We start from the raw sequence: 13,119 nt of genomic DNA, 5'->3' as shown, positions 1-13,119 counted from the left end.
GCTGAGCGTCGCCAAGATCCACGCGTTCAGCCTGTAGCTGTCGACGCCTACCGCCGCGCCACAAACTCCGCCACCGCCGCCTCCAGCCACCCGGCCGCGCGCATTTTCAAGGCCGTGCTACCGCACTTCGGACAGCTCGCGAACCAGTCGCCGGGCATCAGCGCGTCACTGCGCGGCGCAATGGTTTTCTTCCACTTGCAGTCTTCACACACAAAGGTGAAGGGTCTGGGTTTTATCGGCATGAATGGATTCTCCTGGATGGCGATACTGCGGATTATTCTGTGACCGGGAGCAGCGCTTGCAGCAATTCCAGCTTGCGCTGCAGCTGCGCGACGTGTTCTCGCTCGGCGCGCAACGCCGACCGCAGCTCGCGGTTTTCCACTTCCCAGATCTGCGCCAAACGCAGATCCTTCTGATAATGGGCAACCATTTTCCAAAGCTCGCTCAACTTCAAACAATGCTGTACCAGCACCAGCAGGATGATCCCCATCACCGCCAATGCCCCCGTCGAAACCACTTCCGACATACTCATGTTCACATCCTTCCATCCCTTCGAGATATTCCGAAGACAGCGACACGATATGTAGTGATTTACGACAGGTCTAGAATGTAGACTTATACAGGTAAAGTATTCACGCACATGGAGCAGGTATGAAACGCAAGCAATCCATCGAACAAGTGCGCTGGGACCTGGCACTTCGCTATCGTTTGATCGAGACCGTCGCCTGGTGGGAAGGCCGCCTGACCACGGGGCACTTGATCCAGAGCTTCGGCATCAGCCGCCAGCAAGCCTCCAAGGACATCAATACCTACATCAATGAACATGCGCCCCGAAACTTGACATATGACAAGCAACGCAAGGGCTATGTACCGAGCAAACACTTCAAGCCGCTGTTCATCGATGACAGCGCCAGTGCCTACCTGCACCTGCTTTACCAGAACAATGAACGGGCGCCGCACATCGAAGGCCTGGCCCTGGCTTATGCCCATACCAAGGTGCTCGAAGTGCCGGACCGGCCGATCCGGCCGGAGATCCTGCGCCCCTTGCTCGCGGCATGCCGCGACGGTCTGCGCCTGGAGACCGAGTACGTATCGCTCAATACCCCGAACGTGGAAATCCGCCTGATTGCCCCCCACACCCTGGTGTACACCGGGATGCGCTGGCATGTGCGCGCTTACTGCGAGAAGAATCGGCAGTACCGCGACTTTGTGCTGAGCCGCCTGCGCGGTGAGCCGGACCTGCTCGACGCGTCGCAGAACACACGAGAACTGGACGAAGACTGGAATACCGAAGTGCCGATCATCTTCGCCCCCGATGGCCGCTTGAACGCGGCGCAGCAGGCCATCATCGAAACCGACTTCGGCATGGCCGACGGGCAACTGGTGGTGTCCAGTCGCAAGGCACTGGTGAAGTACGTCTTGCGCCGCTATCAGGTCGACCCGCGCAACCAGGCGACCAACCCCGAGGCCCAGCAGATCGTGGTCACCAATCTCAAAGAGTTGAGACCGTGGTTGATGCATGATTGAGGCGCATGTCCTGCCAGAGGCGCAGCGCACGCAGGCAATTGTCGATCTCGGCCACGAGTAAGCGCTGTGCCAGTTCATGCTGGCCGTTGAGCAGAGCAATATTGCGCAGCGTATTGCCCTGGTGATTCTTCGCGCCCAGATCAAGACCGAACGTCATGGCGCGGTCGATGAAGTACCGCGCGGCCTTCAAGTGGCCATTGAGCAGCAGCCAATGCAGTGGCGTGTTCCCCAGCCCATCGCGGTCATTGAGGCTGGCACCCAGGCGGTAGCGGGCTTGCAGGGTTTTGACATTGCCGTATCGCGCAGGCAGGTGGATGTATTTGTCGTGGGGCATGAAGCTGCCCAGGCCGGCCCAGCCGCGAATCTGCGGGTTGCCCTGGGCGCCGAGTGACTCCAGCGTGTCGATCAGGCCGCTGCGGTTCAGCCGGTAAGCCATGTCCAGCGGCGTGTCGCCCGCCAGGTCACGCTGATTCAAGCCGGGCGGATCGAGAGGCGGCGCCTCATCGAACAGCACGCAGAGGTGCCAGTCGCTGAGGCCAAGCTCGGCGCGATCATCGATGCGCTCAAACAGAGTGATCGGCCGCCCCGCACACAACGTCGTGAGCGTCACGCCTCGAGCGAACATGCGCCGAAGAAACGCTCGAAGAGCGGCGTAGGCAAATGCTTGTCGTCCAACAGACCGAAGTGCTTGCCCACGTTGCGTCCCAGGGCCATCAGTGTGTTTGCGCTGTTTTTCGTGCCGGCGTACCCGGCGCTCAAGATCGACTCGACACGCGCGTCACCGGTCGACTCTCGCTGATACGCCCGCCCCGTGATCATGACGTCTACCAGACACACGCTGACGCGCTCATCGCCCAAGGTGAAAGGCTCCAGTGCCTCGCTCGCCAAGACGGCACGCAAGCCGTCCTCGCCACCGGCGACAATCCGCTCCAGCGCTTCGAGTGAGCGGTCGAAGAGGTCGAACTCCTGCATCGAAAACGCAAAACAGTAGTCCTGAGCGGTAGCCCGCGAGATCGGACGCGCGTGGTGCGGATGAGTCGACAACCAGTCAACGAACGAGGCTTTATCGCTTTTTCCACCCTGGCGACGGAACAGCAGATAGTCGTTGATGACCTGACTGAAAGGGTTCCCCGTCGGCACCCAGCCCGTGCTGTCACGTTCGGGTTCCGGCAGGTCAACCACCGGCACGGCTGACTTAGGCGTCCACCCAAAGCACCGCAGGTCATAGCCAAGCACAAACAGGCTGGCCTCGAACGCATGGCACCGCGCAGGCAGCGCGCCTTGCTCGGCGAACCAGCCGGTGCGCTCAAGCACGGCGCGGATAATCCAGCCCAACCGCACTTGCCAGCGGGCCCATGTCTCATAGCTGATCGAAGAGAACTGAGGCGCGGCCAGGCCGTTCAAAAATGCTCCGGGGTTGCGGATCTGGCTGCCACGAGCGGCTCCGGACGGGAAAGCCAGCAAGGGTTTGCCGCTCCCCGTCCATTGCTGGCGAAACAGTGAATACAGCATGCCTATCGCTGCGCCGACGCGGCTGTCATAGATGGGGGAGCCCGACGAATCAAACAACGCATGAATCTTGGTCAGGCCCGCATCGAAACGCTCGACGCTGATCGCATCGAGATCATCCAGGTCATTTTTGCCGTCGAGCGACATCAACCCGGCCATCTTTTGCAGATAGCTCGACAGCTTGCCGTTTGCGGCCAGCCGGTGCAAAAACGGAATGGCGCCCCGCACACCGCCCCAACGAAGAATCTGCAGGCAGGCCTGAAGCGCTTGCTGGTCATTCCCCTGATTGACCGCACTCGTCAGCCATTCGTGAAGTTGCCCGAGAGAGCGTTGGGTTTCAGCCCAGGTGCGTGAATCCACCGAGCATTGGTGAGCATCCTGCCAGCTTGCCTTCCAGCAATAGTGCCCCAGCACCTGCTCGATGCCCTGGACATCAGCCGTCAAACCGCCAGGCACGAATTTGCTCGACTTGAAGCGCAGCTTGAAGGTCAGCGTCGGCAAGTTCGCTGCAAGCCATGCGATGAAGGACTCAATTTCAGGTTGCGCCAGGAACTGTTCGCGCTGCATGCAGACCACCTTGCCAGTAATATCGAATGGCCACACCCTAAGCAAAATCAGCGACCCCGTCCACGATGTTTGTCCGTACAGGTAAACAAATGGAGCAGGTTCTCAGGCCCAGGCTAGACACTTCTCGACCATCGCCAGGGTTCGGCCGAAACAGATATATGAGCTGTTCAGACACCCCGCTTCTGTTTACACGCGGCCCATCGACTTATGCATCGGCGTGCCTTTGCAACGCATGTGCGAGATCGATATGCCCGGCATCCGCAAGGATCATCAGCGGCGGTCATGCCTCGACTACGCCTAGGGCTATATGAACTATCGAATGTTGCAGATCATCTAAAATCTTCGATCTAAATCATTCTCAACAATAACAAACAATAAGTTAGCCAACTAAGCATTTAAAACAACTGTGCGAAAAGACATACACCTGACTTCATATCGTTTTAACGACCAAGCCTGGCATTCTTTTATTTTCACATATATTTTACATCCCCCTACATATGCTAATGTCATTACGATATCAGCGCTGTTCAACCAGGTTTAAGGAGTGTGTATGACCGGTGTACTGGCCTCCGTTAACAGCCGCACACAACTGGTCGGGCAGAACAGGCTCGAACTGTTGCTGTTCCGTTTCAACAACCACCAACTGTACGGGATCAACGTATTCAAAGTTCGTGAAGTTATCCGCTGCCCGAAGTTATCTTCGATACCAAAGTCGAATAGCAACATTTGTGGCGTGGCCAATATCCGAGGTGTCTGCATCCCTATTCTTGACCTGGCCATGGCAACGGGACTGCCCGGAGTCGAGGATCAGGAAAGCGCTTTTATAATACTTACGGAGTACAACAATCGCGTTCAGGGTTTCCTCGTCTACGCGGTCGAACACATCGTCAATCTGAACTGGGAAGACATCCATCCGCCGCCCAAGGGCAGTGGTGAGAACAATTACCTGACGGCCGTCACCCGCACGGACGACCGCCTGGTCGAGATCATCGATGTTGAAAAGGTGCTGACAGAAATATCGCCATCGTCCGAGGAAATATCCAGCGGCGTAATCGATCACGAAGTCACCCAGCAGGCGCGACACCTGCGGGTGTTGACCGTGGACGACTCGATGGTCGCGCGCAAACAGGTGACCCGCTGCCTGGAAACCGTGGGCGTCGAGGTAGTGGCCTTGAACGATGGCCGACAAGCGCTGGACTACCTGCGCGCCATGCTCGACGAAGGGCGCAAGCCGGATGAGGAGTTTCTGATGATGATCTCCGACATCGAGATGCCGGAGATGGACGGCTACACCTTGACCGCCGAGATCCGCAACGACCCGCGCATGGCCAACCTGCACATTGTGCTGCACACCTCGCTCTCGGGGGGCTTCAACCAGGCCATGGTCAAGAAAGTCGGGGCCGACGACTTCCTGGCCAAGTTCCGCCCCGATGACCTGGCCGGCCGCGTCGTCTCACGTATCAAAGCCGTCAACACGAACTGACGCTCCACGACAACAACACTCAAGCCAAGGAGGCTGCAAGGAAACGAATAAGAACAAAATCAACAGAGGGCAAATCATGTTGAAATGTAATGAGCTCTATCATCTGGCGCCAGACAGCGGCGAGGCCAGGCCCTTCTGGCAAGGCCGCGCACGCGACGCGCAGGCGGATATCCAATGCGCCATGGGCTGCGGCGCGCAACTACCCGAGACACCCCAGTCAGCAGAGCCGCCCTCTGCGCCCGCAGCGGCGACGATCACTCCCACCTGCATGAACGACGAGCTCGTTGCCGCCCAGGAAATCTGTGCCCGCGCCAAGACCGCCGTGGTCGAGATGTTCAGCCATGTCCGCATGGGCCGCGCCCTGGAGTTGGAGAATATCAGCGTACTGGTCGACGACATTTCCGCGTCGATCGCCCGCCATCCCAATGCCTTCATCAGCCTGGCACGCCTGAAAAGCCTCGACGATTACACCTACATGCATTCGGTCGCCGTGTGTGCACTGATGATTGCCCTGGGCAACCAGTTGAACCTGCCTGCCGTGTTGATTCGCCGGGTCGGGATGGCCGGCCTGCTGCATGACATCGGCAAAATGGCCATACCGGGTGCGATCCTCAACAAGCCCGGGCGCTTGAGCGGTGACGAATTACAACTGATACGCACGCACCCGCTGGAAGGTGAGAAAACCCTGCTGGCGACTTCGCAGATGTGCGACATGGTCGTGGATGTCTGCCTGCATCATCATGAGCGGGTGGACGGCAGCGGCTACCCCCATCAGTTGGTCGGCGACCAGATCAGTCTTTTTGCGCGAATGGCCGCCGTTTGCGATGTCTACGATGCAATCACCTCGGATCGTTCCTACAACCAAGGCTGGGACCCCGCGGTCGCCATCCAGCAAATGTCGACATGGGACGGGCATTTCGACGATGAGGTGTTCCGCGCGTTTTTGAAGTCCGTGGGTATTTATCCGGTGGGGTCTATCGTTCAGTTGAAAAGTGGCAGTATCGGCGTGGTGATCGAACAACACCCCGACTCTTTATTGACGCCAAAGATTAAGTTGTTCTTCGTGCCGGTGTTGAATATTTATATCACCCCCAAAATAATCGACCTGAGTGATCCCGAACAAACCGATCGCATCATTGCGCGCGTGCCGTCACAGCGTTATGGCTTTAAAAACACCGAACGTCTCTGGCTCGACGATGAGGCGTCCGAGCAGAACTAAGCGACGCCCCAGCTGTACTGCATTTATATGCTCAAGCAGCCCATGATCAAGCAGTAATCCTTGCGAACAAAAAAAACTGAAATGCCGCCATCCAATTATGTCGGCAACTACTAGCGTGGGCAGGAAATACCATGAAATTCAACTCATTACAGACTCGGATTTGCTTCACCGCCGGACTCTGCCTGTTAATCTCTTGCGTAAGCCTGGTGTTATATGGGTTGTACTCCTCAACCGCCAATCAAGCCTACGTGGGCACCGAAGTTTCAACATTGATCGAAAGCGGCACCATCCGCGAAGTACAAAACCTGGCGGAGTCCCGTGCCAATGCGATCAGGGCGAAACTGCAAAATGCCTTGGACTCGGCACGCACGCTGGCCAATACGCTGGGCGCGAGTAAAAGTGCGCAAAGCCCGCTGGCACTGGGCCGCGATCAAATCAATACAATGTTGCTCAGCGTGCTCAAGGACAACCCCGACTTCAACGGCACGTATTCGTGCTGGGAGCCGGATGCGGTGGATGGCCAGGACCAAGCGTTTCGTAACAACGAAGGCGGCAACAACCCGTTGACCGGCCGCTTCACGCCCTATTGGACACGCGGCTCGGACGGCCATATCGCCGTGCAACCGCTGGTCGAATACGACTCCGATGCACGCCACCCCAATGGCGTGCTCAAGGGCGGCTGGTACAGCGGCCCCCGGGATACCCTGAAAGAAAGCGTGCTCGACCCCCTTCCCTACGTGGTGCAAGGCAAAAATGTGTGGCTGACCACGCTCTCGGTGCCGATCACCGCCAATGGCAAGTTTTACGGCGTGGTCGGCGCAGACTTCGACATCTCGTTTATCCAGAAACTCAGCGAGCAAATGTCCGCCGACCTCTACGGCGGCAAAGGTTCGGTGTCGATCCTGAGCAACCAGGGCTTGGTGGTCGCAGACAGTAAACGGCCGGAACTGATCGGCCAGTCATTGAAGGCATTGCTACCCGACACCTGGGACAAGGTGCTGGCCAATGTGCAAAAAGGCCAGGGCGACAGTCGCCTCAACCAGGACTCCCAGGAAATCGAAGTACAGATGCCGATCATCCTGGGCCGCACCGAAAAACCCTGGGCCATCTTGATCCACCTGCCCAAGGCGGTGGTCATGAGCCAGGCGATTGCCCTGGAGAAGGAACTGCAATCCCGTGGCGTCAGCAGCAGTATCTGGCAGGTCTCGGTCGGCCTGGGTATCTCGGTACTGGCATTGCTGGCGCTGTGGTTCGCCACCGCAAAAATCGTCGGGCCGATTCGTGAAGCCGCCGCCTTGGCTGCCAACATCAGCCTGGGGGATTTCTCGCGTCGCCTGGTGCAAAAATCCGACGATGAAGTCGGCCAGTTGTCCTTGGCCTTGAACGAGATGTCCGAAAGCCTGCAGCGTCAGGTCCGTGTGGCTGAACGTATCTCCGAAGGCGATCTGGACCTGGAAGTGCGTTTGTCTTCCCCCAACGACACGTTGGGCAAGTCCCTGGAAAAAATGGTCGGCAACTTGAACACCTTGATTTCCCAAGTACAGGCCAGCGCCACGCAAATCACCGGCAGCTCCGCACAGGTCACCGAGTTGAGCCAGTCGTTGTCCGACGGTGCGTCCAACTCGGCGTCATCCATCACTGAAATCAGTGCCGTCATGACGCAAATGGCCGCGCAGACCACCGACAACGCCGCCAACGCGAAAAAGGCCGACGAACAATCCCAGGCCTCACGCGCCGACGCCGGGGAAAGTGACAAGCTGATGAGCGAACTGATCGCCGCCATGACCGAAATCGACAACTCGGGCAAAGACATCACCGCGATCATCACCACCATCGACAACATCGCCGCCCAGACCAACCTGCTGGCCTTGAACGCGGCGATCGAGGCGGCACGCGCCGGTGAATTGGGCCGTGGTTTTGCCGTCGTCGCCGATGAAGTCAGGAGCCTCGCCGCCCGCAGTGCCGAAGCGGCCCAGCAAACCGCGGCGCTGATCGCCGACTCGTCGACCAAGACACAGCGCGGCATGGTCATCGCCGGTCGCACGGCCGACTCGTTGCGAAACATCGTCACCGGCACCAGCACCGTTTCCAGCCTGGTGTCGCTGATCTACCAAGCCTCGAGTGAACAGGCGTCCGGCTTGCAGCAAGCCAGTATCGGCCTGGAGCAGATCGACGAAGTCACCCAGCAGAATCAGGCCAACTCCCAACAATGCGCGGTGGCTGCCCGCGACCTGTCGGAACGGGCCAGCTCCATGCAACAAGGGTTGAGCCGGTTTAAAGTCAAAGCGACATAACCCCCATCCGCAGTGAAGCCGGGGCGGAAATAAACCACCGCCCCGGTCCCCCTGCACAAACCTCGTACCCATTCATGAAATATTAAGAATCGCCCCCCTATACTCACCGATTGCGAGCCGTTCCCTCGAACGGCCCCCTGCCCCGGTAACCAGCCCCCATGACGCGTCCCGTTCCTCTGCTGCTCCTGCTTGCTGGCCTGTTGTTCTTCTTCGCCCTTGGTAACCATGAACTGCAAGGCTCCACCGAAGCCCGCGTCGGCGGGATCGCCATGGCCATGCACCTGGACAACGACTGGGTGGTGCCACGGCTGTTCCGTGAGCCGTTCCTGGAAAAACCGCCCCTGAGCCTGTGGCTCGACGCCGGCGCGATCCGCCTGTTTGGCGGCACGCCCGGGGCCGTGCGCCTGGCCTCGGCGTTCGCCGGGTTGTTCAGCGTGATGCTGCTTTACGGGATGCTGCGCACGTTCGGGCGGCCAAAGACACTGGCGTTCTGCGCGGCGCTGATCCTGGCGACCATGGCCAGTTACTGGAGCAATGTGCGCGGCGTCGGTGAAGATGCATTGCTCAGCCTGGGTGTGACCACCGCGCTGCTGGCGTTCTACCAGGCCATGCGGCCGGCGGCCGAGCGCCAGGGCTCAACCGCCTGGGCGTGGGCCCTGTTCACCGCCGGGATGGTGATCGCCACCCTGAGCAAAGGCGTGCTGGGCCTGGCGATGCCGGGCATCGTGATCTTTGTGTACCTGGCCTGCACCAGTTGGATGGACAAACGCCTGCGCATCGGCGACTGGCTGCGGCCGGCACTGTTTACCCTGCTGGCCTTGGTGCCACTGCTGATCTGGCTGGGGTTTCTGTTCCAACGCGGCGGGCTGCAGGCGGTGGGCGAAGTGCTGTGGACCAACAGCGTCGGGCGGTTCAGCGGCTCGTTTGTCGAAGCCGGGCACTACGAACCCTTCTACTACTACATCGCCAAACTGCCCGAAGCCTTTTTGCCGTGGAATATCCTGGTGTACCTGGGGTTGTGGCACTTCCGTAAAAGCCTGGTGCGCAACCGCTACCGTCTGTTTTTCTGCGTCTGGCTGGTGGCGCAATTCACCCTGCTGACCCTGGCTTCCAGCAAGCGCACCGTATACCTGATGGCGCTGACGCCAGCCGCCGCCGTACTGGCTGCGGAATATGCGCAGGTGCTGCTGCACTGGCTGAAAGATCACAAACCGGCGCTGTATAAGCGGCATAAAATCGTGATTGGCGGCGTGTTCACCGTGCTCATCGCCTGCTACCTGAGCGCTGCTTTCTGGTTCGCGCCAAAAGCCGACAAAAAACAGTCCTTCGTGCCCGTGATGAGCCAGATCCAGGCGCTACAGGCCGAAGGCAAAAAGGTCGCGTTGTTTCGGCCCAACGAGCGCATCGACGGCGCCAGCGTGTTCTATCTGCAGGCCTACTTGCCGATTCTGCAAACCGAGCCCGAACTGCACAGTTACCTGGACGCCGCCCCCGGCAACGTCGCGCTGCTGGATAACACGGAGCAACTGACCGGCAAGGTCACGGTGATCAAGGAGATGGCAATCAATCGCCAGCCTTACTACTTCATCGGGCAGTAAGGCCGGCGCGGGGATCAGTGCTTGGTGAGCTTGTCCAGGTAACCCATGGCGAACGCCGAGACCACAAAGGTCATGTGGATGATCACGTACCACATCAAATGCTGCGGATCGACGTTCTTGGCATCCATGAAGATGCGCAGCAGGTGGATGGAGGAAATCGCCACGATGGAGGCGGCCACTTTCATCTTCAGCGAGGAAGAGTCCATGGTGCCCAGCCAGTTGAGCTTTTCCTTGTTTTCATCGATGTCCAGCTGCGAGACGAAGTTCTCGTAGCCGGAGATCATCACCATCACCAGCAGGCCGCCGACCAGTGCCATGTCGATCAACGACAACAGCAGCAGAATCACTTCCGATTCGAGCATGCTGAAGATATTGGGAACGACGTGAATGATTTCCTGGAAGAATTTCAATGCCAGGATCAACAAGCCCAGGGACAACCCCAGGTAGATCGGCGCCAGCAACCAGCGCGAGGCGTACATCGTATTTTCGATAAAGCGTTCCATTGAATCTCACACAGCGTGGTTAGAAATGACGGTGAGTATACCAGCCGCTACCCAACACCTGTGACCGCGAGAAAACTGACCTGAGTGGCATCTGTAAGAGCGTTTTTCTGCTAGTGTCGAGGCCATCAACTCGGCTCAAAGACGTCGGACAGGAAAACTCAAGATGATGGATGTGCGTTCCCCTTGGGCCAGCATCGGCCTGTGTGCAGCATTGCTGCTGGCCGGTGGCTGTTCTCCCAGCGACGAGCAAAAGCAGACCACCCTTGAAGAGAAAACCAAGCAGTTCGAACAGTCGCTCGACAGTATCCAGGACCCCAAACTGCGCGACGCCATCACCGACCTCGGCGGTTCGCTGTTGTTGCTGGAACGGGCGCGGGTCAAGCTCGCCAGCAAGCCCATCGAAGCCGAATACGGCGAAGACAGCCTGGCCCTGCTCAAGCACTACCCCACGCCCCAGGCCCTGGTCGACACCTACATCAACGGCCTGTTCGTGCTGCGCAAGACCTCCCACTCGGACTACCTGACCGATCTGCAGCCGGTGTTCCCGTTCAACTTCAACACGCCCGACCAGTTCCCGTTCCCCCATGGCCTGGAATGGCAGTCGGTGACCTTGAGCAACAGCAAAGTCATCCCCTTCCAGCCGGAATGGTCGGAAACCGATCCCGGCATCCAGTTGAGCCCCAGCAGTTCCAACCTGACCAACCCCGATGACCTGACGGTGACCTACCCGTTCATCGACGGCATCGAGACCGACAACAAGAGCCAGCCGCAGCCCGTCAGCCTCAAAGGTACGGTCGAGGTGGTCGCGCCGGGCAAGGTGCTGACGTTCGACCTGTCGAAAAAAGACCTCGGCCACCCACGCACCGAGGGCAATATCACCCTCAACCTGCTGAGCCTGGAAAAAAACTACGCCGAGATCGAACTGACCAACCACGAACCGCTGGCGGCGGAGGTCGGCGACGAATCACCGGACCCGTTGCTGGTGCAGGCCCGCGACAGTACCGGGCAGTTCCTCACGCGCTCGGGCTCGATCAACGAAAATGCCGCGCAGGTGGCGTTCTACGAGAAACAACTGGCGCAGATGCAAAAGCAGAAAGCCTGGTCGGACGCGTTTGAGAAACAACTGACGGACGAGCAGAAAGCCTTCGAACACCAGCAAAGCAGCCATTACGCCAAGGTCTACTTCAATGGCCTGATCGACACGCTGCAGGTCGACGTGCTGGACTTTTCCAAGGCCACGCTGACCCGCAAGGACCTCGACCTGCCCGTATTGCGCTTCGACAAAAACAGCCTGCAGAAAACCGTGCAAGCCTTGCCGATGGCGGTAACGGTGTATGACGACAGCACCGCCAGTTGGCTGAAAACCGCGACGATGACCGAGGACCAGCTGAAAAACAGCGTGACCATCAGCCAGTCCGTCGAAGATGCCAGCGCCGCGCATATCGTGTTTGACCACCCCTACACCTTCAACGACGAATTGGCGGGCACCGAACGCAACAGCGACGAAGCCCCGGTGACGTTTTTCACAGCCAATGAAAAAGGCGAGCGCGGCGAGCCCATCGAGTTGCCGAGCGAAGCCTTCGAGCTGAACCCTGCACGCGGCACGCTCACCTACGACCTCAACCTGTTCCCGGAGAACCCGGCGTTTGTGGTGGGCTCGATTCCGCTGTTCCTGACCAGCATCGACCAAGCCACGATCGACGTGGCCAAGCTGCCCAAGGGCCTGTCGCTCAAGGACAACGCGCTGATCGTCGACCAGGCGCAGTTCCCGTCCGACAGCTGGCGCTTCTATGCCAAGGACGCCAGCGGCAACTACCTCAAGGAAATCCTCGGGGTCAGCCACCACGCCGAGGAATACGGCACGGCGTTGTTTGATGTGCACTACTTCTACGGCCAGCCGACCCAGTTGGAAAGCTACCAGCGTACCAACCTGAGCACCGTGCAATACGGCTTCGAGGTCAAGCTGGACAAGCCCGAAAGCAAATAACCGGGCCTACAGGGCCAGGCATTCCTGCCCGTTATTGAGCTGGCGCAGGTGGGCCTGCAGATGCAGGCACCAGATCTGCGGCTCCTGCGCCAGCTCGTAGCCTTGCTGGGTCAGGTTTTCGACGATCGATTGCAGGAAGGTTTCGGCCACGAACGGCCCGGGAAACGGTCCCTGGGATTTGATGGTCGAAGGCTGCTCGCCGGTCATTCCAGCGGCAAACAACAACGTCCACATCCCGTTATCCCCCGCGAGAGGGCGAATGGAGCATTCGATGCGAGTGCCCAGGCCCAGACACTGGCGGGTCAGGCAAAGGTTGCGCGGCATGGCGGCGACCCTCGGTAGATCGGCGTTCAGCCTCAAGCACGGCGAGACTGTTTCTATCCTGCGACTCCGGTGGATATCCCTAGTGCTCAGAATAGAAGAAAAACGCGA

At 59.0% G+C, this 13,119-nt stretch carries 12 protein-coding genes; 6 read left to right on the top strand and 6 right to left on the bottom strand.

The genetic code is table 11. The features are described from left to right. Window positions 1-47 precede the first annotated feature (47 nt). Window positions 48-242 (bottom strand): hypothetical protein, encoded by a 195-nt coding sequence (locus C5F70_RS28795; protein WP_017847332.1) that lies wholly within the window; start codon window positions 240-242, stop codon window positions 48-50. A 32-nt stretch (window positions 243-274) separates the two neighbouring features. After that, window positions 275-532 carry a hypothetical protein gene (locus C5F70_RS28790; protein ID WP_104904411.1) on the bottom strand — a complete coding sequence of 86 codons (258 nt, stop codon included), beginning with the start codon at window positions 530-532 and terminating at the stop codon, window positions 275-277. A gap of 119 nt (window positions 533-651) precedes the next feature. Between C5F70_RS28790 and C5F70_RS28785 the strand changes: the two genes are divergently transcribed. Beyond that, window positions 652-1,527, top strand: coding sequence for a WYL domain-containing protein (locus C5F70_RS28785; protein ID WP_104904410.1), 876 nt, complete (start codon window positions 652-654; stop codon window positions 1,525-1,527). On the opposite strand, the gene C5F70_RS28780 is transcribed toward C5F70_RS28785, so the two are convergent. Together C5F70_RS28780 and C5F70_RS28775 are read right to left on the bottom strand one after the other, a co-directional pair. Next, window positions 1,493-2,152, bottom strand: coding sequence for an ankyrin repeat domain-containing protein (locus tag C5F70_RS28780; protein WP_256588309.1), 660 nt, complete (start codon window positions 2,150-2,152; stop codon window positions 1,493-1,495). The genes C5F70_RS28785 and C5F70_RS28780 overlap by 35 nt on opposite strands. Next, window positions 2,134-3,603: a hypothetical protein gene (locus tag C5F70_RS28775; RefSeq protein ID WP_104904408.1), complete on the bottom strand. Its 1,470-nt coding sequence runs from the start codon at window positions 3,601-3,603 to the stop codon at window positions 2,134-2,136. The genes C5F70_RS28780 and C5F70_RS28775 overlap by 19 nt, the downstream gene beginning before the upstream one ends. A 550-nt stretch (window positions 3,604-4,153) precedes the next feature. On the opposite strand from C5F70_RS28775, the gene C5F70_RS28770 reads away from it, so the two are divergent. From C5F70_RS28770 to C5F70_RS28755, 4 genes are all read left to right on the top strand, one after another. Further along, complete coding sequence (locus tag C5F70_RS28770; RefSeq protein ID WP_017847327.1) at window positions 4,154-5,086, top strand: chemotaxis protein CheV; 933 nt, start codon at window positions 4,154-4,156, stop codon at window positions 5,084-5,086. Then, entirely contained in the window at window positions 5,034-6,305 is a 1,272-nt protein-coding gene (locus tag C5F70_RS28765; RefSeq protein ID WP_305888790.1) for an HD-GYP domain-containing protein, read from the top strand. The genes C5F70_RS28770 and C5F70_RS28765 overlap by 53 nt, the downstream gene beginning before the upstream one ends. Window positions 6,306-6,436: 131 nt before the next feature. Continuing rightward, on the top strand, window positions 6,437-8,599 hold the full coding sequence (locus C5F70_RS28760; RefSeq protein ID WP_104904406.1) for a methyl-accepting chemotaxis protein: 2,163 nt from the start codon (window positions 6,437-6,439) through the stop codon (window positions 8,597-8,599). Between the two features lie 158 nt (window positions 8,600-8,757). Further along, entirely contained in the window at window positions 8,758-10,197 is a 1,440-nt protein-coding gene (locus C5F70_RS28755) for a glycosyltransferase family 39 protein (protein WP_104904405.1), read from the top strand. A gap of 14 nt (window positions 10,198-10,211) precedes the next feature. On the opposite strand, the gene C5F70_RS28750 is transcribed toward C5F70_RS28755, so the two are convergent. After that, complete coding sequence (locus C5F70_RS28750) at window positions 10,212-10,700, bottom strand: TIGR00645 family protein (RefSeq protein WP_017847323.1); 489 nt, start codon at window positions 10,698-10,700, stop codon at window positions 10,212-10,214. A 163-nt stretch (window positions 10,701-10,863) separates the two neighbouring features. On the opposite strand from C5F70_RS28750, the gene C5F70_RS28745 reads away from it, so the two are divergent. Next, complete coding sequence (locus C5F70_RS28745) at window positions 10,864-12,687, top strand: hypothetical protein (protein ID WP_102616967.1); 1,824 nt, start codon at window positions 10,864-10,866, stop codon at window positions 12,685-12,687. Between the two features lie 6 nt (window positions 12,688-12,693). Here the strand turns inward: C5F70_RS28745 and C5F70_RS28740 are convergent, their stop codons facing one another. After that, window positions 12,694-13,011 carry a hypothetical protein gene (locus C5F70_RS28740; RefSeq protein WP_017847321.1) on the bottom strand — a complete coding sequence of 106 codons (318 nt, stop codon included), beginning with the start codon at window positions 13,009-13,011 and terminating at the stop codon, window positions 12,694-12,696. Window positions 13,012-13,119: the final 108 nt, after the last annotated feature.

Source organism: Pseudomonas sp. LH1G9 (assembly GCF_002949975.1).
Classification (GTDB): Bacteria; Pseudomonadota; Gammaproteobacteria; order Pseudomonadales; family Pseudomonadaceae; genus Aquipseudomonas; species Aquipseudomonas veronii.
This window is presented reverse-complemented; position numbering and strand designations above follow the sequence as displayed.